The organism is Ferribacterium limneticum, from assembly GCF_020510625.1.
Classification (GTDB): domain Bacteria; phylum Pseudomonadota; class Gammaproteobacteria; order Burkholderiales; family Rhodocyclaceae; genus Azonexus; species Azonexus limneticus_A.
This window is the reverse complement of the sequence record NZ_CP075191.1, coordinates 1,843,124-1,865,374: the sequence shown is the minus strand read 5'-3', so window position 1 is coordinate 1,865,374 and position 22,251 is coordinate 1,843,124. Positions and strand designations below refer to the sequence as shown.

Here is a 22,251-nt window from a genome sequence, read left to right as displayed (position 1 = left end):
GGAGTCTCTATGTCCTCTTCGATCTTCGCTGCGGTGGAAATGGCCCCGCGCGATCCTATCCTGGGTCTGAATGAAGCTTTCAATGCTGATGCGCGCACTACCAAGGTGAATCTTGGTGTCGGCGTGTATTTCGACGACAACGGCAAGATTCCGCTGCTGGCTGCCGTCAAGGCTGCCGAGGACGTCCGCGTCAAGGCAGCGCTGCCACGCGGCTATCAGCCGATCGAAGGCAACCCGGCCTACAACTCTGCCGTCCAGAATCTGCTGCTCGGCAAAGACTCCGCCCTGATCGCCAATGGCCAGGTTATTACCGCCCAGGCCCTTGGCGGCACGGGTGCCCTGAAAATTGGTGCCGATTACCTGAAGCGACTGAACCCGAACGCCAAGGTCTATATCAGCGACCCATCCTGGGAAAACCATCGCGCCCTGTTTGAATCTGCCGGCTTCGTGGTCGAAAACTATCCGTACTACGATGCCGCCACGCGTGGCGTCAACTTCGAGGGCATGAAGGCCTGCCTGAAGGGACTGGATGCTGGCTCGGTCATCATTCTGCACGCCTGCTGCCACAACCCGACAGGCGCCGACCTGTCGGATGCACAGTGGGGCGAAGTTGTTGCCATCTGTCAGGAACGCGGTCTCGTCCCCTTCCTCGACATGGCCTACCAGGGTTTTGCCGATGGCATCGATGCTGACGCGGTAGCAGTTCGTGCCTTCTCGGCTTCCGGCCTACAATTCTTTGCTTCCAGCTCGTTCTCCAAGAACTTCTCGCTGTATGGCGAGCGCGTTGGCGCCCTGTCCATCGTCACGGCAGGCAAGGAAGAGTCCGCTCGCGTCATGTCACAGGTCAAGCGCGTCATCCGCACCAACTACTCCAACCCGCCGACCCATGGCGGTGCTCTGGTTGCTGGCGTACTGGCCTCTGCTGAATTGCGTCAGATGTGGGAAACCGAGTTGTCCGGCATGCGTGACCGCATCCGTGCCATGCGCACTGGCCTGGTCGATGCCATCAAGGCTCAAGGTGTGGCCCAGGACTTCTCGTTCGTTGCCCAGCAGCGCGGCATGTTCTCCTACACCGGCCTGACGGCTGCACAGGTCGAACGCATGCGTGAAGAGTTCGGTATTTATGCCGTATCAACCGGTCGTATCTGCCTGGCTGCGCTGAACACCAAGAATCTGGATTACGTGGCGAAGGCGATTGCCGCTGTAACCAAGGCCTGATCGACTCAAAATCGATTGGCCTAAAGGGCGGCACTCAGGTTCCGCCCTTTTTTATTTTCGGGTAGTTGCGCTCAGATCTGGCAAGGTACCGAAAACGCGAACCGGCGCATGCACGCTGGAGACCGAAGTTTGCAGAGTAACGGCCATACTGCCTTCGACTTGTCCATCACGACTGGAAACGAACTGTCCCAAAGCTGTCACCATTCCGGCATCCATACGAACGTCCCGGCCGATGACCTGCCTTGGGTTAATCGTTATCGTTGAGCGCAGTCGATCAAATTTGGTCGCCCCGGCACGAACGTCAGAGACCCCATTGCGCCGTGCCGCCTCACCAAGGTCGACCCCATTGAGCGCTCCCCGAGTAATTTCAGTGTTCAGGACGCCTTCAGAATTGCTCCACAGACTTTCCCAGTCACGCCCCGTCGAGCGCAATCGAACAGAACCACTCATGTCACCTTCTATTTTCAAGGAAGGAACAAGTGCGGCCGAAAGTTTGCGAGTATCAATTCGGCTCAGCGTACCGTCTCCAGCCATGGCAAGCCCGTTGCTCCAATCAAGCAACCAGTCGCCCTTGAGAATGCCGCCAAGGAAGGTGGTGTCGATATTCTGAATAAGCAGCCTGTCCTTCTGCAGCACCCCTTTGGCCTGTAGCGACGCGAACGAAATGGCAGTTCCGGAGGGCTTCCAGGCGCGCCCTTCAATATTCAAGGCAATCCCCAAAGGGCCGGGGCGTGCGTCAACGAGAAGGCTGCGATCATTCGTCTCAAAAGTCGCCTTTTCAACCACTCCGTCTGCGCCGAAGCGAATCTCCCCGTAGATATCAGAGAAGGCTAGACCATCGCTCAGGATCAGTTGTGAATGATCGATATGTATTTTTCTGACAATAGCGATGCCGCTTCCCACTGCTTCGCCATTAAGCAATGGCATGGCAACAAATCGATTGGCTGCCAGTGCGGCGCCGATAACGTCGACGCGTGAAATCTGAAATGGAGGGTTTCCAAGCAGGGAAAGAGGGGAGGAAATACGAACTTCTGCGACACTTCCATCGGCCGGATTTCCAATCCGAACGTCAGTCAGCTTAAGTTGAGGCGTCGGAAAAAAAGCGACACCAACCCCTTCGATCCTGACCTGGGTCTGAAGGTATTGCGCAAGAGAGGCCTCAAGGGCTGGTTTGAATCTTTCATAGGGAAAGACCAGCAGTGCGCCAAGCAGCGTAACCAACAAACCCGCGAATCCAAGCACAGCGAAGCGCCAGGACAATAGTGGGCGCCCGGCTGTGCGGTCCTTGGGTTCCAGCTTTTCATCGGCTCCGGACGGTCGCTTGACCGTTTCTGCACTTACCTTGCCTGCAGCAGGAAGAATAGGTTTTCCGAAAGAGGAAAAATTGCTCCCAAAGGCTGAATCGGATTTTGAGTCGGGCGCCCCTAAAGACTTTGGTCCGAATACGGAAAACTGCGACATGGCGAGAGCCGCCTGCTGCTTAGACTCCGCCTTGGCGGCCTTCTTGCTCTCCTCCCAAACCGATACCGCTTCAATGGTGGGCGCGATATACCCACCCTCTTCCAATTCGCGCAACGCGGACTCGACCAGACGCGGATTACCAATCTTGCCCGCCAGTTCCCCGACGCTTGTTTTCCCATCGACCTGCACCAGAACCATGCGCAAATTGCGCTGAACGACACGAGTACTCTGACGCACCGCCTCATCACCGGTGGGGGTTTTTGCGTAGACTAAATTGGGATCCATGGCAGTATTTTTCTTCTTCAAAAGTCACAAAACGCTTGACACTAGGGCATTCTACTCCTATAATGCGCTCCTCTGTTCCTCGATAGCTCAGTCGGTAGAGCGCCGGACTGTTAATCCGTAGGTCCCTGGTTCGAGCCCAGGTCGGGGAGCCAGAATACAACAGAAAAAGGCCCAGCCAATTGGTTGGGCTTTTCCTTTTTCAGATAAAAAATCCCGCTCAAGAACCATATTTGTGACTCTTCGTTGCCCCTCGCTCACCTGATGTCTCAAATAAGCCTACCTTCAAACAGCGTCTCAAGCATTTCCCCACCCTGTTCGTGAAATAGTTCCACGACAGAAAGATGTCGCTTCTCTAACGTACGACTCATTAGAGTTCATAGGCCCCGAAAGGAGTGCCGCCATGACATCTTATTTCAGCCAGTCTGCGCTCAATGCGCTTGAAGCTACTGCAACCACTGCATCGACGTATTTGGATGCCTGCGACAACGGAGCACGATTCGTTCGAGTGGACGCTGCCTATTACAAGTCATGCGGCGCCGTATTGATCGGGATTTTTTCCCTGGTCGATGCAAGAAAAACCTTCCCATTACTTATCGAACAATCAACCGCCGCACGCGAGGTGGCTGAATCGGTTCAAATCGGACGCCGAATCGAACTCAGCAGACTGGGCTTTTACCCCGAACTTACCTTGCTGATGAACCGAGTGGCGGCCTGAATACCCGGCTCCTGCTAAACCTTGATTCGCCACATCCAGACCAACTGTGTGCTAGAGGCATGTTGATTCGACCAATTTCGACGGCTTGCGAACTTTTCGTTTTTTGATCTCTCTACTTGTTAGGTCGCTGTCTGGCGCTGATAATCGCTGCCCAGATGCCAGTCCGCGCTTGCGACTCGCCAACGATATCGTCCGCCATGCAAAACGAAACCCTCAGGCCGGAACTCACACCGGCCGGACTTGCCAATTTCACCCCTGCTATTGCCACAACAACTGGCATGCATAGTGAAGGGACACTGCTCGATAAATATGGGCGGCGGATTTCCTACGTTCGCCTGTCGATAACCGATCGTTGCGATTTTCGTTGTACTTACTGTATGGCCGAAGAGATGACCTTCCTTCCCCGAAAGGAAGTCATGAGCCTCGAAGAGTGCCTGCGTATCGCTACAGTCTTCGTCGGGCTGGGCGTGAGCAAGCTGCGGATTACTGGCGGCGAGCCGCTGGTTCGCAAAGGGGCCATGTGGTTGATCGAACGACTCGGCGCCCTGCCCGGCCTCGAAAATTTGGTACTGACGACCAATGGCTCTCAACTGGAGAAGTTTGCAGCGCCTTTGTATGCAGCAGGCGTCAAGCGCATCAACATCAGCCTGGACACCCTGAAAGCTGATCGCTTCCGGGCAATTACCCGCATCGGCGATCTGGCCAAAGTGCTGCGCGGCATCGAGGCTGCGGGCGCGGCCGGCTTCCGCAGAACGAAGCTGAACACGGTGATGATGCGTGGCACCAACGATGACGAGTTCGTCGATCTGGTTCGTTTTGCCATCGACCGGGAGCTGGATATTTCCTTCATTGAGGAAATGCCGCTTGGGGAAATCCTTGGGCGAAACAACACCTTCATTTCATCCGAGGAAACCCGGGAAATGCTGAAGCCACATTTCGAGCTAATCCCCTCTGCAGAAAATTCAGGAGGGCCAGCTCGTTACTGGCGCGTTCCGGGTAGTGAATCGCGCATTGGCTTCATTTCCCCGCACAGCCACAATTTTTGCGATACCTGCAACAGGGTGCGGATTACCGCCAAGGGCGAACTCTATCCCTGCCTTGGTCAAAATGATGCCACCAACCTGTTGCCAGCACTCCGCGCCGGAAATGACGATGCTGCCGTACGTCAGGCCATCGTTGATAGCATGGGGATAAAACCCTTTGGCCACGATTTCACCCAGCAAATGGATTCCCCGCAAGTCATACGTTTCATGTCGATGACCGGGGGATAGCCCAATATGCAGCGACTCGGACTTTCCAAGCTTTCCCGATCGTCGTCGCTGCAACATCGCCGCCTAAACTCATCGCTACTGACGCTTATCGTCGTAGTGGCCTCATTTGCCGGCATTGCCACTTTCCTGTATTTCCCCAGCCCGATCACAGCGATCCTGCTCATCGCCGCATTGAGCGGCATAGCCTTCCAAGCCTACCGTGACTGGCATGTTTTTCAGGCTGTTCGCCGGGCTTACGACATGGCGATGCTAGCTGCCCACGATGGTTTCTGGGAATGGGATCCAATCACCAAAGCCTTGCATGTCGGCCCCCGATTGCTGGAGATACTGGGTTACCGCGAAGACTTTCTACCCGATACCCATGCCTGGCTAAAATTGGTTCACCCGGACGATGTTGGCAATTACAACCGTGCAGTCGCCGACCACCTCAAGGGTAATAGCGATTTTTTTTACTGCGAATACCGTGTTCTGGCGAACGATGGCAATTACCGCTGGATTGCGTCGCGTGGCCTGGCGGTTCGTGACAGCACCGGGCAGGCCTACCAGATGGTCGGATCGGTAACCGACATTACCGAAATGCGGGCGCATCAGGAGGAACTTGAATTTCTTGCCCAGCACGACAGCCTGACCGGTTTACCGAATCGCCTGATGTTCGCCGAAAAACTCCAGGCAGCCATCGAAGCGGCGCGTGAAAATAATTCCCGCTTGGCTGTCATGTTCATCGATCTGGATCGTTTCAAGAACATCAATGACACGCTGGGGCATCGAGCCGGGGACCAGCTATTGCAACTGGTGACGCAGCGCCTGCTCTCAGGACTGCCCCCCGGCTGCAGTCTTTATCGCCAGGGCGGTGATGAGTTTATCGTGCTGGCCAATCCAGTCGACGATGTCAATACGGCATTTCTGGCAGCCATGTTGCTCAAGGAACTGCTGACCACCCCCATCAGCGGTAGCGAGAGCGATTTCTTCACAACGGCCAGCATCGGTATCAGCCTGTTTCCTGCAGATGCTGCCGATGGCGAAACCCTTCTCCGACATGCCGATACGGCCATGTACGAGGCCAAGGCAGCTGGCGGCAACACGATACGTTCACACACGCCGTTAATGAACGAACGCATTACCTTCCGGATGTCGCTGGAAACGCAATTGCGCCATGCACTGGCTGAAAACCAGCTGGAACTGCATTTTCAGCCGCAGGTCGCGACATCGGATGGCCGGCTGACGGGGGCTGAAGCGCTACTACGCTGGCATGACGGAACAAAATATATCCCGCCGGACCATTTCATTCCCGTCGCTGAAGATAGTGGCCTGATCATCCAGATCGGTGAGTGGGTTATCGAGAACACTATTGCCCAAATTCTCGAATGGCGTTCGATGAATCTAAACGCCCCACCGATTGCCATTAACCTGTCGCCACGTCAGTTCTGGCGATCTTCAGTTGCCGAGCTGATTCTCGAGAAACTGCAATTGGCCGGGCTGCCCGCCTGTGCACTGAAAGTCGAGGTTACCGAATCAGTATTGCTTGATGGGGAAAATTTCAGCATCGAGGAGTTGCTGCATCTACATGCCGCCGGCGTGATGATCGCTCTCGACGATTTCGGGACAGGCTATTCATCCCTTTCCTATCTGCAACGCCTTCCGATCACCACCCTGAAAATTGACAAATCCTTCATCAACAACCTGATCCTTGACGATGGATCGGTAGGCAGCGAGCCGATGGTCAAGGCCATCATCGCCATGGCCAAGAGCCTGTCACTCGATGTGGTGGCCGAAGGGGTGGAAACACAGACCCAGCGCCGCCAACTCGAAAAACTGGGCTGCGACGTGATCCAGGGCTACCTGATCAGCCGCGCCCTTCCCGCCCCGGAATTTACCGAAAAGTTTCTTATCAGTCCGGACAATCAGGGATAAACCTTGCACATCCCGATACTGGTCGCCGGATCGCTGACCAGCCCCAAGAGAGTAAAGAAAGCAGAAAGACCAATGAAAAAGGCAACCCATCGGGCTGCCTTTTTATGTTCTCGAACCAGATCCCGACAGGGCTGGCAGAAACTCATCGTTAGCTGATTACAAACCACGAACCGCGCGCTTGCGCTCGATTTCGGTCAGGTAACGCTTGCGTAGACGAATCGACTTCGGCGTCAGTTCGACCAGTTCGTCTTCTTCGATGAACTCGACGGCGGCTTCCAGGCTGAGCTGGACAGCCGGCACCAGGCGAACGGCTTCGTCAGTACCGGAGGCGCGGACGTTGGTCAGTTGCTTGCCCTTGATCGGGTTAACCACGAGGTCGTTTTCACGGCTGTGGATACCGATGATCATGCCTTCGTACAGCTTGTCGCCCGGCACGACGAACATGCGGCCGCGGTCCTGCAGCTTCCACAGCGCGTAGGCAACGGCCTCGCCGTTGTCCTGAGAAATCAGCACGCCGTTGCGACGTTCGGCAACCGTACCGTCCTTGACCGGGGCGTATTCGTCGAAGACGTGGCTCATCAGGCCGTTGCCGCGGGTCAGGTTCATGAACTCGCCCTGGAAGCCGATCAGGCCACGGGCCGGGATGCGGTATTCGATACGGACGCGACCGCGACCGTCCGGCACCATGTCCTGCAGGTCGCCGCGGCGCATGCCGAGGCTTTCCATGACGCCGCCCTGGGTGTCTTCTTCGACGTCAACCGTCAGCAGTTCATATGGTTCGCACTCGACGCCGTTGATGGTTTTCTTGACGACGCGCGGACGACCGACGGCCAGTTCATAGCCTTCGCGACGCATGTTTTCGAGCAGGATGCCGAGGTGCAGTTCGCCACGACCTGCCACGTCGAACACGTCACCGTTACCGGTGTCATGCACGCGCAGGGCCATGTTGGTCAGCAGTTCTTTGTGCAGACGATCGCGAATCTGGCGGCTGGTGACGAATTTGCCTTCAGTACCGGCCAGCGGGCTGGTGTTGACCATGAATTGCATGGACAGCGTCGGCTCGTCGATCTTCAGCAGCGGCAGGGATTCCGGCTGTTCCGGATCGGTCACGGTGCAGCCCAGCACGAGGTCTTCGATACCGGTGATCTGCACGATGTCGCCAGCGTGGCCTTCTTCCAGTTCGATCTTGTTCAGGCCCTTGTAGCCGAAAACCTGGCCAATCTTGGCCTTGATCGGGGTGCGCTCGTGTTCGGCCGCTTCTTCTTCGGTACCGAACATGACCAGCACGTTCTGACCGGTCTTTACCTTGCCGCGGTTGATCTTGCCGACGCCGATACGACCGACGTAGGACGAGTAATCGAGGGCGGTAATCTGCAGCTGCAGCGGGGCTTCGATATCGGTATCCGGTGCTGGCACGTGACGCAGAATCGTGTCGAACAGCGGAATCATGTTTTCACGCGGCTGGTCCAGTTCCATGGCCGCCCAGCCATTCAGGCCGGAAGCGTAAACGATCGGGAAGTCGAGTTGCTCGTCGGTAGCACCAAGCTTGTCGAACAGGTCGAAAGTCAGATTGACGGCCTGGTCAGGATCGGCACCATCGCGGTCAACCTTGTTGACCAGAACGATCGGACGCAGACCGAGGGCCAGCGCCTTCTTGGTGACGAAACGGGTTTGCGGCATCGGGCCTTCGGCGGCATCGACCAGCAACACCACGCCATCGACCATACCCAATACGCGCTCGACTTCACCACCGAAGTCAGCGTGGCCCGGGGTGTCAACGATGTTGATGTGCACGCCCTGGTATTCGACTGCGGTGTTCTTGGAAAGAATCGTGATGCCACGCTCTTTTTCCAGGTCGTTGGAGTCCATGACGCACTCAACCAACTGTTGGTGAGCAGCAAAAGTACCGGACTGGCGGAGCAGCTGGTCGACCAGGGTGGTTTTACCGTGGTCAACGTGGGCGATGATGGCGATGTTACGGATCGGACGAGCGGACATGGACAATAGGGCCTGAAAGACAAAGGCGATATTCTATCATCCCGTGTTGCGCTGCAGCATGCTTTGTTGCTGCTTATGCGATTGATCAGGCAGAAAAATTTGCTGGAAAATCTGCTGGAAATACGGCGTTGGATCCCTAGCGCCGAGGCAATTCAGCAGCAACATCCGCACGCAGCAATTCCGCCGAAACCCGTTCAACCACCCAGCCGGGATTGCCCTTTTCCTTGATATTGCCGCCCATCGTGCGCCATGGCATTGGCAGACAATGGCCATCCATCATCGCCAAAGCCAGGCGCGCCGAGTCATGGCGACCTGCGAGATACAGTGCAGCGGCAAAAAGATTGGATAGCTCGTCGCGCCGAGACTCATCGCGGAATTGCGGGGAAGCGATGGATTTTGCCCACGCCTCTTCAACTTCGTCAGCGACCTCCGGTTGCCGGAAGTAGTCATCTACGGTGGCATCCCCGGACCAGTGGCGCTGGTTACGCATTTCGAAATGCGCATGTACGATCAAAGCCTTCACCGGATGACCATCGGGCACCTGACCAGCCCGAGCGCGAGCGAATTTGAACATTGCTTCGTCACTGCCGCCCCACTGCGCTTTCAAACTTTCCAGCATTGCCAAGTGTCCGCGGTAATGGCCGGGATCAACGCCAATCAATGCCCGGAAGCGCGACCACTGTTGAGCTAGTTCCAGCCCCAGGCCCCGCCCCGTTACCAGGCGGACACACAGCAGATCGACATTCTCCGGATGAGTTGCCAGCACCTTGTCGAGCAAGCGTTCAGCCTCCTCCAATGCCTCGCGGAAGGCCTGCGCCTGCTTTTCACCGACAGCACCGGCCGCATCGCTACTGCGTTTCATCCATGCATATTTGACCAGACCGTAGATCAGCACCGTCATCGCATGGAATTCCCGGTTCTGGCGGTACCACTGCCACAGCCGCTCCATCCACTGGTCGCAGCGCTCGGCTTCATCCAGCGCTTCGAGCATGGCTTCAATGCTGCTGCGTTGGCTGTCGCCTTGCAAGCGACTCAAGGTGAAACGCAGGGTGTCATGCTGGCCTTGGCGCAACATGGTAGCCAGGCGGGCCGCCACCGGCGGCCGGAAAGGCTGGCGAAGCCGGATTTTCGGGCGATGACCAAGCGGCTCAAGAGACCGGAAGGCCAGCCCGAGCAAGGGAACCAATAGTGGATGGACCACGCGCCCCGCCCTGAAACCGGCTTATTCGCTCTTGTTGCGCATGAAATCGGCCGTGTTGAAGAAATTGTTCAACAGCACCTTGCGAATGTCTTCGCTGAGGCCGACATCTTCCATGGCAAGTGCCATGCAGGCAACCCACTGATCACGCTCCTTGACCCCAATGGCAAAAGGCATGTGACGACCCCGCAGCCGCGGATGGCCAAATTTTTCGACAAACAGATCCGGTCCGCCAAACCAGCCGGACAGGAACATGTAGAGCTTGTCACGTGAACCCTGCAGACTTTCGGGATGCATGGCACGGAGCTCGGTGAATTGCGGAATCGTGGCCATCAACTCGTAGAAACGATCGCACAATTTGCCAACAACCGGTTCACCGCCGATCTTCTCGTAGGTTGTCGCGGTATTTTCCATCTTTATATTCTCCCTGGTTGATCAGGATGACCGGTTCTTGCGCGTCCCGGCTCCTCCCTTATTGAAGGCAGTGGGTTTGACGCCGGGGCGCCCCGGACGGGCCTGCTCAACCCGACGTGTCGGCGCTGTCTTTTTTATCTGGCCTGTTTTTTCCGCTTGGCCGCAAGATTTGCCGGGAACACCGGCTGGCTGCCAGGCTGGAATCAGCTGTTTCTTGCCATTGCCGATCAGGTCGGCCCGACCCATTTCCTTGAGCGCTTCGCGCAGCATCGGCCAGTTGGCTGGATCGTGATAACGCAGGAAAGCCTTCTGCAGCTTGCGCTGACGACCGTTGCGCACGGCCCCGACATGTTCGCTGCTGCGATTGACCTTGCGCAGCGGGTTGCGCTCGGTGTGATACATCGTCGTCGCCAGCGCCATTGGCGTCGGGATGAAGGTCTGTACCTGATCGAGGCGGAAATTGTTCTTCTTCAGCCACAGCGCCAGGTTGAGCATGTCCTCGTCGGTCGTTCCCGGGTGGGCGGCGATGAAGTACGGGATCAGGTACTGCTCCTTGCCGGCTTCGCGTGAAAAACGGTCGAACAGTTGCTTGAAGCGGTCATAGGAACCGATGCCCGGCTTCATCATCTTGGAGAGCACGCCCTCCTCGGTATGTTCCGGCGCGATCTTCAGATAGCCGCCAACGTGGTGGGTAACCAGCTCCTTGATGTACTCCGGAGAACGTACGGCGAGGTCGTAGCGCAGACCGGAGCCGATCTGGATCTTCTTGACGCCCTTGATGCTGCGCGCCCGACGATACAGGGAGATCAGTTGCGAGTGATCGGTGTTCATGTTCTCGCAAATGTCGGGATAGACACAGGACAGCCGGCGACAGGCCGACTCGATTTTTTCATCCTTGCACTTCAGGTGGAACATGTTAGCCGTCGGGCCGCCGAGGTCGGAGACGACCCCGGTGAAACCCGGCGTCTTGTCGCGCATTTCCTCGATCTCGCGGATCACCGAGTCTTCCGAGCGGCTCTGGATGATGCGTCCTTCGTGCTCGGTGATCGAACAGAAGGTGCAGCCGCCGAAACAGCCGCGCATGATATTCACCGAGAAGCGGATCATCTCCCAGGCGGGGATCTTGGCCTCACCGTAACTCGGGTGCGGGCGACGGGCGTAGGGCAGTTCGTAGACCTGATCGAGTTCTTCGGTACTCAACGGGAAGGGCGGCGGATTGAGCCAGACATCACGCTCGCCATGCCCCTGCCGCAACGCTCGGGCATTGCCGGGGTTGGACTCAAGGTGAAAGGTGCGCGAAGCATGCGCGTAGAGCACCGGATCAGCCTTGACCTGCTCATAGGATGGCAGGCGAATCACGGTATGGGCGCGACGCTCCTTGCGGGCTGCGACCCGCTCGGCCAGCGAGACGATGCGGATAGGATGTTCGCCGGGTGTCGCCGGAGCCGGCGCTGAACTGCCGCCCATATCCATGGCGTAAGGATCGGCGTGCTTGACCAACGGCCCCGGAGTGTCGACTTCAGTCGAGTCCATGGCATCCCAATCCTCCGAAGGCAACCAGCTCGGCGGCACCATGAAGGCCGTACCACGCAGGTCGCGGATTTCGGAAATCTTCTCGCCCTTGGCCAAGCGATGCGTCACTTCAACGATAGCGCGCTCGGCATTGCCAAAAATCAGCAGATCGGCCTTGGAGTCGGGCAGCACCGAGCGACGAACCTTGTCCGACCAGTAATCGAAGTGGGCAATGCGGCGCAGGCTGGCTTCGATCGAACCGATAATCACCGGCGTACCGGGAAAGGCCTCGCGACAACGCTGCGCATAGACCGTGACGGCGCGGTCAGGCCGCTTGTTTGGTTCGGCGTTGGGCGTGTAGGCATCATCCGTACGGATCTTGCGGTCGGCCGTATAGCGGTTGACCATCGAGTCCATGTTGCCGGCCGTGACGCCAAAATACAGATTGGGCTTGCCCAGCTTCTTGAAATCGGCTGCCGAGTTCCAGTCCGGCTGAACCAGAATGCCAACCCGGAAGCCTTGTGCTTCGAGCAGCCGGCCGATCAGCGCCATGCCGAAGCTCGGATGGTCGATATAGGCATCCCCGGTGACCAGGATGACATCGCAGGAATCCCAGCCCAGTGCATCCATCTCGGCACGGGACATCGGGAGGAAAGGGGCCGGACCGAAGCGGTGTGCCCAGAATTTGCGGTGGCTGAAGAGCGGACGCGCGACTTGCTGATTTGAATCCATGCAATATTTTACCCGAGTGAACTGGCCGGCATGGCATACTCGCCACTTTCAAAGCACCCTAAACCCTTACGCGATAATGAATCTCCCCACACGCGAACAGGCTGGTGTCCTGATTGTTTCCGTCAGCGGCCGCATAGACCACAATGCGAGCGAAGAGTTCACAAAAGCGCTTGAACCCCTGCTCGATCGTTGCACCCAAGGCAACCCAGCTCTCCTGCTTGACTTCTCCGGTGTCGACTACATCAGCAGCGCCGGGCTACGCGTGTTAATGATGGCCTCCCGCCGTTCCAAGGCACAAAAAGGCATTTTTGCCATTGCCGCCTTGCAGCCGATGGTTCAGGAGGTTTTCGCGATCAGCCGCTTCAACCTGATCGTCCCCTGCTACGTTTCCGTGGATGCGGCCTGCAAGGTTATCGGCGCATGAATCAGGTCGTTTTTTGGGGCACACGCGGATCGCTACCGGTTGCCCTGACGCACCGTGATATCCGCGAAAAAATTGTCGCCGCCCTGACCGCAGCCAACGGCAAATCCTTCAAGACGCGGCAAGCGCTTGATCAATTCGTCGATACCCTGCCCTTCGCCACCAGTGGCACTTTTGGCGGCAACTCCTCCTGTGTCGAGATCATCGGCGATGGTGCCGAACATTTCATCTGTGACATGGGTAGCGGCGCTCGTCCACTGGGTCAGGCAAAAATCGCCAAGTATGGCGTCCCCAACCCGCAGACCTACCATATCTTCATTTCCCACCTACACTGGGATCACCTGATGGGCTTTCCGTACTTCGCGCCCATGTACATCCCCGGTAACCGTATCGTTGTTCACGGCTGCCACCCCCAACTGGAAGCATCGATCCGCCTCCAGATGCAGGCACCCAGCTTCCCCGTCGACTACGCCCAGGCTGGCGCCCAAATCGAGTTCGACGTAATGACGCCGGACAAGCCGCAATATATTGCCGGCCTCAATGTCACGCCAAAAAAACAGTTACACGCCGGCGACTCCTACGGCTACCGTTTCGAGAGCTTGACCAACACGGTGGTCTACTCGACCGATTCCGAGCACCGGCTCGATAATCCAGGCGAGCATGAAGCCTTCGTTGCATTCTTCGCCAAGGCCGATCTGGTTATTTTCGACGCCATGTACTCGCTGGCCGAAGCGGTTTCAGTCAAGGCGGACTGGGGCCATTCGAGCAATATCGTTGGCGTCGAACTCTGTCAGGCGGCCACCGCCAAGCGGCTGGTGCTGTTCCACCATGAGCCGGTGCATGACGACAAGCAGTTGTCTCGCTTGGTGGCCGAAACCCGGCGGCTGGAGCAGATCACCCGGGGCAGCCGGGCACCGCTCGAAATCATTTCCGCCTACGACGGGCTGACCATAGACCTGTGAAGCAGCTTTCCGGACTGCTCCTTGCCGTGATCCGGGCCGGACGCGGCCGGGCATTCCCGCTACTGCTGCTGGCCCTCGCTGCGCTGGCGCTGAACGGCATCGACAACACGCCGCTGCTCAGCGTTCGCGAAGCGCAATTCGACCACTACCAGCGGCTGATGCCGCGTTCTCGTGACAGCGAACCTGTGGTCGTGGTCGGCATCGATAGCCAGAGCCTGGTCAAGCATGGACAGTGGCCGTGGCCACGCGATGTGATGGCACGACTGGTTGAAAAAATACAGACCGGCAATCCGTTGGCGCTAGGCATCGATATCGTGTTTGCCGAGCGTGATCGTTACAGCCCGGACATCCTTGCCACCCAATTTCCCGGGCTGCCGACCGAGATCCTGGCCCGACTTCCCGACCCTGACCAGCAACTGGCCAGCGCGCTTGCCGGCCACCCGACGGCATTGGCCGTGGTCGGTTTCAGCAAGATGCTGCCAGGCACGAGACAACCGGCGAAGCCACTGCCGGTATTCACTCAGGAAGCCAGTCGCGACCAATACTTGCCGCACTATGTCGGCGCCCTGGCCAGCCGCCCGACTATCGAGAAAGCTGCTGCCGGCGAGGGTTTGATCAATGCCGGACCTGGCCTCCTGCAATCGAACAGCGAACGCGGCGTGCTGCGCCGGGTGCCAACGCTGACTTTCATCAACGACCTGCCCTTCCTGTCACTCCCCCTGGAAATGGTTCGTCTGGCATTGGGCGACGGCGGCGAAGTGGCCGCAGAAAGCGGAACACGTGGCATGACAGCCATCCGCATTGGCGACTACCGCCTGCCGACCCGCCCCAACGGCGAACTTCTGCTGCATTTTGGCCGAGCCAGCTCCAACTACTACCTCTCGGCATCGGATGTCCTGGCCGGCGTACATCCTGCGGAGATCTTCAACAATCGCTTCGTCATCATCGGTTTCAACAGCACCGGCCTGCAGGACAGAATCATCACCCCGCTCGGCGAAAGCCTGCCCGGCATCGACATTCACGCCCAGGTCATCGAAAGCCTGTTGAGCGGCCAGGCATTGCAGCGCCCTGACGGGATGCCGCAGCTCGAAATGGTGACACTGCTGCTTGGCGGGGCCCTGCTGATCATGACCATTCCGACGCTCCGAGCGCGGCGCTATGCCGTGCTCAGTTTCGCTGCGCTGGCGATCGTCGTCGTAGGCGGTGGGTATTTTGGCTTTTATGCCGGGCGCTGGCTGTTCGATGGGGCGACACAGTTGCTTCTACTCAGTCCGGTTTTCATGTCCTTGCTTGGCAACACCTTGATCACGACTGAAACCCAGCGTCGCGAGGCCGAACGGCTGCTGCAGAAAAGCCGGGAAGAGGCGGCCCGGGTCAATGGCGAACTCGATGCGGCAAGGCGCATCCAGATGGGGCTATTACCTGACCCCACGACGATCTTTGCCGGAGAAACCCGGTTTTCAGTCGCCGCGCTGCTCGAACCCGCCCGGGCGGTCGGCGGCGACTATTACGATTGCTTCATGCTCGACGAGCACCGCCTCTGCCTGGCCATCGGCGACGTTTCCGGCAAGGGCGTGCCCGCCAGCCTGTTCATGGCGATTTCTAAAACGCTGACCGGCACGCTGACTCGCCGCCAGAACGACCTTGGGCTCGCCTTGCGCGAAATCGAAAGCGAACTGAACCGGGACAATTCGGAATACCTGTTCGTCACGGCCTTCATCGGCATTCTCGATGTCGAGACCGGCAGCATGGAATACGCCTGCGCCGGCCACGATGCCCCCATCCTGCTGCGCGCTGGCGGCCTGTCGCGCATCGATACCGCGGAGATTTCAGGGCCACCGCTGTGCGCTACCGGTGATTACCCCTACCTCACCGCCAAAACGCAACTGCAAGCCGGCGATCTGCTCTGCCTGTTTACCGACGGCGTGACCGAAGCCATGAACGACAAGGAAATGTTCGGCGTTGACCGCCTGCTGGCCAGCATCGGCAAATTCCAGACCACCGAACTTCAAGTGGCCATCAAGACAATGCGCGATACGGTTCGGAATTTCGAGGCAGGCCATCCGCCGGCGGATGACCTGACTTTGCTTCTAATGCGCTGGAATGGGCCAGGCCGGAGCACTAGCGCACATTGATTTCAACGCGCCGATTCTTCGGCTCGTCGACTTCGTCAGCCGTCGGCACCAGCGGATCGCGCTCGCCACGGCCAACCGCCTCCATCTTTTCCGCCGATATACCTGATTCGATCAGCAGATCGCGCAGCCCTTCGGCCCGTATCAGCGACAGCTTGTCGTTGCCCTCGACATTGCCGACGCGGTCGGTATGACCGATAACCATGACTTCGGAAGCGGCGCGTTCGGCGATTTCCTTGCGGATATTGGCCAGCGCGGCCTGCGACTCCTGGGTCAGGACGTTGCCACCCGCTTCGAAATACAGCACGTAACTGTGCGGACGAGCCGGCTGGGCGGCCAGCGCATCGCCAAAGCGTTCCTTGACTTCTTCCGGCGACGATTGATAGCTGGCATTCCCATCCAGACGCCGCCTGAGGGCCGCATAGGGCTGATTCAACAGGACTTCACCGCTTGCATCACGCACCACCACGGCGCTCTGGCTACCGTCGGCCGATGGCAGCAGGACCACCCGCTCGGTCGTGCAGCCCGCAAGAGTCAGACACCCGGCCAGCGCAAGGGACAAAAGCGATTTATTCATCATTATCCCCCGCGACTTCGATGACGAATTCCGTGCCACGAACACCCAGCACCGAGGTTGGTGTATGGAAATCAACTGACTCCGGCGTCCGTTTGGCGATCTTTCCCGAAGCCACGGACAGCGTTCCCTTGCGAATGCTGACCGCCATGCTGCCGTCCTGGGTGGTGTTATCGAAAGCAAACTTGTCGATGACGATCAGCGAATTCGGGCCAGCCGACAGCAAGGTATTGTCACGCAGCGTGACCCCGACCGAACCATCGGCCGCGGTACGCACGCGATCAGCCACCAGAACCGGCGTGCCGACCGCTGCCGCGATTTTTTTCCCATCGCGCTCGATGCTGACCTGGCCCTTGCTGACCTTGACCATGCCAGCCTGCTCGGCGGCCAGAGCGGGAAGGCTGGAAATCAATCCGGCCGCCGTCAAACAGACAGCCGCCCAATGTGCTTTAATCATGTGCAACACCTAGTAGATTCAATGGCTGAATATTTTACGGACATTTCTGTCAGCGCGCGCTTTTCCGAATTACCCAGATTGCTGGGTGAGCTCGCTGAACACGCCGACCGGCTCGGCATTCCAGCCGAAGATGGCTTGCGCCTGCAATTGCTGGCCGAAGAACTGTTCACCAACACGATCACCCATGGCTACCGCGGCGACAGTGATGCCCCGATCCACTTGCGCCTGAGTCGGAATGGCGATGCACTACATCTGCGCTACGAGGACAAGGCCCCGGCCTTTGACCCCACGCAATTGCCACAAAGATCGGCATCCGAGACAGAAATTGGCGGCCTTGGTATCACCTTGATCCGCGGGATGTGCAGGGAATTCCGCTACCAGCGGCGGAACGACAGCAACCTGACCGAAATCGATCTTTAGGCGGCGTTGCGCAGTGCCAGCAAGGGTGGCGTACGCACCAGGCGACGGACTGCCAGCCAGCCGATCGCCGTTGAAACCAGCGCGCCGCCGGCCACCGTCATCGGCAACAAGACAAAGCCGAATCCCAGCTCCAGCTCGAATACCTGCGCGCTGACGAGACGCCCGAGCACCATGGCGCCCGTGGCCGCAAACAGGCCGGCCATGCCGCCAATGATGGCCAGTTCGAGCACCATGGCCCGCGCCAGTTGCTGACGCTGGGCGCCGAGGGCGCGCATCACCGCCAGTTCGTAACGGCGTTCATCAAAAGCAGTCAGCAAGGCCGAGTACAGCACAATGGCACCGGCCAGCAGCGTGAAAATGAAGACAAACTGCACCGCGCCAGCAACCTGTCCGATTACCGATTGCAACTGCTGGACAATCGCCGCAACATCGATCAGCGTCAGGTTGGGGAAGCGCTTGACCAGTTCGGAGGCCGCCTCGGCCTGGCCAGGCGGCAGGTAGAAACTGGTGATGTAGCTGGCGGGGGCATCTTCGATCACGCCCGGCGGCGTCATCACGAAGAAATTGACCCGCATCGAGTCCCAGGCCAGCTTGCGCAGACTGCTGACCTGCAGACGCTTTTCGGTACCGGCGATCATGAAAACGAGCTCATCGCCCAGTCGAATCCCCAGCGTCTTGGCCAAGCCCTCCTCGACCGAGGCAACGCCCTGCCCTGCCTGATCGGCCTTGAACCACAGGCCGGCGACGACCTGATTGCCCTCGGGCAGATCCTGGCGCCAAGACAGGTTGAATTCACGCTCGATCAGGCGCTGGGCCCGCTCGTCGTCCGGGAAACTTTCCGGACTGACTACCTTGCCGCCAATCTGCACCAGCCTGCCCCGTATCATGGGCAATAGCTCGGCGTCTATGCCGCCCGCCTTCAGCGTCGCCGCAATGGCTTCACGCTGCTCAGGTTGAATATTGATGATGAAACGGTTCGGAGCGTCGAGCGGGAGCGATTTCTGCCAGGCGTCGAGCAACTCGCCCCGGATTACTGTCAGCAACAGCATGGCCATCAGGCCGATGGCCAGGGCAACGACCTGAATGGCGCCGGATGAGGCATGCCGTGTCAGGCTGGCCAAGCCTTGGCGCCAACCGAATCCGGCGCCGCCGCGCAAACGGGAAATGGCAGCAATGAACAGTCTGGCCAGAATCCAGAAACCGCCCAGCGCTCCGGCAAAACCGCCGACCGCCAGCATGCCCAGCCGGGCATTTCCTGCCACCCAGACGATCAGCCCGGCGAGCAAGACGAGGCCAAGTGCGTAACCGCCGAGCAGGAAGGGTTGTGGCGGCCCGAGTTCCCGGCGCAGCACGCGCAGGGTCGGCACCCGGGCCAACTGGAGCAGCGGAGGAAAGGCGAAACCGAAAAGCAGCACACCGGCAACGCCAAAGCCCATCCCCACCGGCAACCAGCCCGGCTCAGGCAATTCAATGACCAACAATTCAGCCAGCCAGCGCATCAGCACGAAATGCGCCGCATAACCGAGCAGGCTGCCCAGCACGCCGGCCAGCAAGGCCAGCCAGAGGAAGAGCGTGGCATGGAAACGGAGCAGGCGTCCGTGCGTCATGCCCAGGCAGCGCATCACGGCGCAGGCATCAAGGTGGCGTTGCATGTAGCGGCGGGCGGCCATCGCAGCGGCAACCGCTGACAGCACGACCGTTAGCAAGGTGGCAAGGCCAAGGAAACGTTCGGCCCGGTCGAGGGCATTGCGGATTTCCGGGCGGGAATTTCGTGCATCCTCCAGCCGCTCGCCGCGCGAAAGCTGCGGCATAAGCCAGCCCTGATAGCCTTTGATCGCCCGCTCCTCGCCGGCCACCAGCAGGTTGTAGCGAACCCGCGCCCCAAACTGGACCAGCCCGGTCGCCGGAATGTCATCGATATGCATCATCAGGCGCGGTGCCAGACTGAAGAAATTGATGCCGCGATCCGGTTCACGCGTCAGGATGGCCCCGACCCGCAACTGCTGGCTACCCACCGTGACGGTATCGCCGGGGATGGCATTCAGGACAGATGACAGGCGTTCATCGAGCCAGACTGTGCCCGGCACCGGTCCTTCTTCAAGCAGCAAGCCGCCCTCGCCGGCCCGCTGACTGCCGGCCAGCTTGCCGCGCAGCGGATAGCTGGTGCTGACCGCCTTGATATCGGCCAGCTGCGCCTGCCCCTGAGCAATGACCATACTGGGAAAGACCAGCGTTTCAGCCAGTTGCAGCCCGCGCTGGCGAACCTCGGCAAGGTAGCTCTCGGGTAACGGATGGTCGGAGATCAGGACAAGATCGCCGCCCATCATTTGCCGTGCCTCACGCTGCAAGCCCTGACGAACGCGGTCGGCAAAGAAACCGACAGCGGTTACGGCGGCGACGGCAACGGCCAGCGCAGCGAAGAGCAGCCGTAATTCACCCGAACGCAATTCCCGACCAAGCAGACGCCAGGCAAGTGCCGAAATCATGGGCCAACCGACCAGCGGGCGCGAAACTCGGCCGGTGCGACCGCCTTGCCATGGAGATAGCCTTGTAGCTGCTCACAGCCGAGCGCGGCCAGAAAGTCCGCTTGTTCAACGGTTTCAACCCCTTCGGCCACGACCTCGAAGCCGAGACTCCTGGCCAGTTCCATGATGGTCCGGATGATCGCCTCGTCGCCGGTATTCCGGCCGATGCCCTCGACAAAAGAGCGGTCAATCTTCAATTGCTGGACCGGCAGCATCTTCAGGTAACTGAGCGACGAATAGCCGGTGCCAAAATCGTCCAGCGCCAGACTGATGCCCAGATCGCGCAGGCGCTCAAGCGGCGTGAAAGCGTCACCGACCGCCATGACCACGGACTCGGTCAGCTCCAGCTTCAGGCAAGTCGGGTCCATGCCGGTTTCATCGAGTATTTCGCCAAGCACATCGATGAACTCGGGGCGTTCCAATTGCTTGACCGAAAGATTGACCGACACCTGCGGCAACTCGAATCCGCTCATCCGCCATTGCATGAACTGGCGGCAGGTTTCGCGCAAGACCCAGTTACCCAGGCCGACAATCAGACCCGAATCCTCAGCCAGTGGAATGAAGCGCATCGGCATGACCAGGCCAAGCTCAGGGCTGTTCCAGCGAACCAGGGCCTCGGCGCCGACCAGCTGGCCGCTCCTGGCCTCAACCTGCGGCTGGAGGTGCACCGACAGTTCACCGTTGTCGAGGGCACGCCGCAGCAGGTTCTCCATCTGGATGCGTTCCTGCGCCTCACGGGTCATTTCGGCCGTATAAAAATGGAAATTGCCGCGACCAAGCATCTTGGCCCGATACATGGCCGTATCGGCATTGCGCATCAGGTCGAGGACACTATGCGCATCAGCAGGGCAAAGGCTGATGCCGACCGAGGCCGTCAGGTACAACTCGTGATCACCCAGCTTGAACGGGTATTCGAAGGCGCCGAGGATTTCGCGGGCCAGAAGCTCGACCTCGTCCTCATCGCGCACCGCTTCCATCAGGCAGATGAATTCGTCGCCACCCAGGCGAGCCAGCATGTCAATCAGGCGAACGTGCTCGGAAAGCCGTGCCGCCACCGAAACCAGCAGTTCGTCACCGACGCCATGCCCGAGCGAGTCATTGACCTGCTTGAACTGGTCGAGATCGATAAACAGGACCGCCAGCCGCTCACCGTGGCGGGCGGTTTCCCTGAGGCTTTCTTCCAGTCGTTCGATGAAACAGCGACGATTGGCCAGTCCGGTCAGCGGGTCGTGGTAGGCCAGATAATTGAGCTTGCTTTGTGCCTGCCGCCGCTCGGAGATTTCACCCTCAAGCTGGCTGTTGGTCCGCTTCAACTCCTCGGTACGGGCCGCCACCTGGATTTCCAGGGTATCTCGTGCTGCCTTGATCCGCCCTTCCTGATCTTCAAGAATGCCCTGAGCCCGCCGGACAACGAGGAACTGCATCAGGTAGAGCGCGGCAAATACCAGCACCACGCCAGCCGTCACCCACCACAGGTTGCGATTCAATTGGGCGACGAAAGGCGTGACGTTCTGGTAAAGCTCGAAAACGCCCTCGACCGAACGGTCTTTGCCAACAATGGGAATGTAGCTCGACAGCACATCGACCTCGACCAAACGCCCTTCGAAGGTATCGATCGTGTTTCTATGGGTCAGTTCGCTGGTGATTGCGCCGTTGATTGCCGTCCGGAAGCCGGCATTCTCAAGCTTGCTCTCGCCGATCTGCCCAGAATCGGTCGAGAAAATCGTGTTGCCCAGGCGGTTGTACACCTTGATCTTGATCACCGCCGTGTTGCGCATCAGGTCAAGCACACTGGCTTGAAGGTGGCGGGTCTCATCCGAGAGCTGGAGAGAGTGGATATCCCGCCCGACCGCATCACCGATCAGCGACGCCAACGGCGCCTGCAATGAATTCTGGAAAACCTGCGCCATCGCGACATTCCGGCTCTCGGCCAGATTCTGCAACTGGAGCAAGGAGAGCCGCTGGTACAACGGGCCAAGTACCCCCGCTGCCAACACGATGAGGATAAAACTGACCGTCGAGAAATAGCGCGAAAGATTGAACAT

At 58.8% G+C, this 22,251-nt stretch carries 17 protein-coding genes and 1 tRNA gene; 9 read left to right on the top strand and 9 right to left on the bottom strand.

Features of this window, described 5'->3' with window-relative positions:
* The first annotated feature begins 9 nt into the window (after positions 1-9).
* Positions 10-1,218: an amino acid aminotransferase gene (locus KI617_RS08765; RefSeq protein WP_226451616.1), complete on the top strand. Its 1,209-nt coding sequence runs from the start codon at positions 10-12 to the stop codon at positions 1,216-1,218.
* Between the two features lie 51 nt (positions 1,219-1,269).
* Here the strand turns inward: KI617_RS08765 and KI617_RS08760 are convergent, their stop codons facing one another.
* Positions 1,270-2,964 (bottom strand): AsmA family protein, encoded by a 1,695-nt coding sequence (locus KI617_RS08760; protein ID WP_226451615.1) that lies wholly within the window; start codon positions 2,962-2,964, stop codon positions 1,270-1,272.
* A 76-nt stretch (positions 2,965-3,040) separates the two neighbouring features.
* On the opposite strand from KI617_RS08760, the gene KI617_RS08755 reads away from it, so the two are divergent.
* The 4 genes from KI617_RS08755 to KI617_RS08740 all read left to right on the top strand — a co-directional run bounded on the left by KI617_RS08755 (position 3,041) and on the right by KI617_RS08740 (position 6,861).
* Positions 3,041-3,116: transfer RNA gene (locus KI617_RS08755), tRNA-Asn, on the top strand.
* A gap of 248 nt (positions 3,117-3,364) precedes the next feature.
* Positions 3,365-3,679 (top strand): hypothetical protein, encoded by a 315-nt coding sequence (locus KI617_RS08750; RefSeq protein WP_226451614.1) that lies wholly within the window; start codon positions 3,365-3,367, stop codon positions 3,677-3,679.
* Positions 3,680-3,957: 278 nt separating this feature from the next.
* On the top strand, positions 3,958-4,950 hold the full coding sequence (gene moaA, locus KI617_RS08745) for a GTP 3',8-cyclase MoaA (protein WP_226451863.1): 993 nt from the start codon (positions 3,958-3,960) through the stop codon (positions 4,948-4,950).
* A 6-nt stretch (positions 4,951-4,956) separates the two neighbouring features.
* Positions 4,957-6,861, top strand: a complete 1,905-nt coding sequence (locus KI617_RS08740; protein ID WP_226451613.1) for a putative bifunctional diguanylate cyclase/phosphodiesterase — start codon at positions 4,957-4,959, stop codon at positions 6,859-6,861.
* A 156-nt stretch (positions 6,862-7,017) separates the two neighbouring features.
* Here the strand turns inward: KI617_RS08740 and typA are convergent, their stop codons facing one another.
* The 4 genes from typA to KI617_RS08720 all read right to left on the bottom strand — a co-directional run bounded on the left by typA (position 7,018) and on the right by KI617_RS08720 (position 12,628).
* Positions 7,018-8,859 (bottom strand): translational GTPase TypA, encoded by a 1,842-nt coding sequence (gene typA / locus KI617_RS08735; protein ID WP_226451612.1) that lies wholly within the window; start codon positions 8,857-8,859, stop codon positions 7,018-7,020.
* Between the two features lie 136 nt (positions 8,860-8,995).
* Positions 8,996-10,060: a hypothetical protein gene (locus KI617_RS08730; RefSeq protein WP_226451611.1), complete on the bottom strand. Its 1,065-nt coding sequence runs from the start codon at positions 10,058-10,060 to the stop codon at positions 8,996-8,998.
* A 21-nt stretch (positions 10,061-10,081) separates the two neighbouring features.
* Positions 10,082-10,471 (bottom strand): group II truncated hemoglobin, encoded by a 390-nt coding sequence (locus KI617_RS08725; RefSeq protein ID WP_226451610.1) that lies wholly within the window; start codon positions 10,469-10,471, stop codon positions 10,082-10,084.
* 21 nt (positions 10,472-10,492) lie between these two features.
* On the bottom strand, positions 10,493-12,628 hold the full coding sequence (locus tag KI617_RS08720; RefSeq protein WP_226451862.1) for a YgiQ family radical SAM protein: 2,136 nt from the start codon (positions 12,626-12,628) through the stop codon (positions 10,493-10,495).
* Between the two features lie 163 nt (positions 12,629-12,791).
* On the opposite strand from KI617_RS08720, the gene KI617_RS08715 reads away from it, so the two are divergent.
* From KI617_RS08715 to KI617_RS08705, 3 genes are read left to right on the top strand one after another with little or no spacing between them, the layout of a single operon-like run.
* Positions 12,792-13,139, top strand: coding sequence for an STAS domain-containing protein (locus KI617_RS08715; RefSeq protein WP_226451609.1), 348 nt, complete (start codon positions 12,792-12,794; stop codon positions 13,137-13,139).
* Positions 13,136-14,098, top strand: a complete 963-nt coding sequence (locus tag KI617_RS08710; RefSeq protein WP_226451608.1) for an MBL fold metallo-hydrolase — start codon at positions 13,136-13,138, stop codon at positions 14,096-14,098. Before KI617_RS08715 ends, KI617_RS08710 begins: the two co-directional genes overlap by 4 nt.
* On the top strand, positions 14,095-16,233 hold the full coding sequence (locus tag KI617_RS08705; protein WP_226451607.1) for a CHASE2 domain-containing protein: 2,139 nt from the start codon (positions 14,095-14,097) through the stop codon (positions 16,231-16,233). The genes KI617_RS08710 and KI617_RS08705 overlap by 4 nt, the downstream gene beginning before the upstream one ends.
* Here the strand turns inward: KI617_RS08705 and KI617_RS08700 are convergent.
* Together KI617_RS08700 and KI617_RS08695 are read right to left on the bottom strand one after the other, a co-directional pair.
* A complete protein-coding gene (locus KI617_RS08700; RefSeq protein WP_226451606.1) occupies positions 16,220-16,807 on the bottom strand; it encodes an OmpA family protein in 588 nt (195 codons plus the stop codon). The genes KI617_RS08705 and KI617_RS08700 overlap by 14 nt on opposite strands.
* On the bottom strand, positions 16,800-17,261 hold the full coding sequence (locus KI617_RS08695; RefSeq protein ID WP_226451605.1) for a FecR family protein: 462 nt from the start codon (positions 17,259-17,261) through the stop codon (positions 16,800-16,802). The genes KI617_RS08700 and KI617_RS08695 overlap by 8 nt, the downstream gene beginning before the upstream one ends.
* A 21-nt stretch (positions 17,262-17,282) precedes the next feature.
* Between KI617_RS08695 and KI617_RS08690 the strand changes: the two genes are divergently transcribed.
* Positions 17,283-17,681, top strand: coding sequence for an ATP-binding protein (locus tag KI617_RS08690; protein ID WP_226451604.1), 399 nt, complete (start codon positions 17,283-17,285; stop codon positions 17,679-17,681).
* Here the strand turns inward: KI617_RS08690 and KI617_RS08685 are convergent.
* On the bottom strand, positions 17,678-20,167 hold the full coding sequence (locus tag KI617_RS08685; RefSeq protein WP_226451603.1) for an ABC transporter permease: 2,490 nt from the start codon (positions 20,165-20,167) through the stop codon (positions 17,678-17,680). The two genes, KI617_RS08690 and KI617_RS08685, sit on opposite strands and share 4 nt — an antisense overlap.
* The gene (locus tag KI617_RS08680) at positions 20,164-22,251 is read right to left on the bottom strand and encodes a putative bifunctional diguanylate cyclase/phosphodiesterase (protein WP_226451602.1); all 2,088 of its coding nucleotides are present in this window, start codon (positions 22,249-22,251) and stop codon (positions 20,164-20,166) included. Before KI617_RS08680 ends, KI617_RS08685 begins: the two co-directional genes overlap by 4 nt.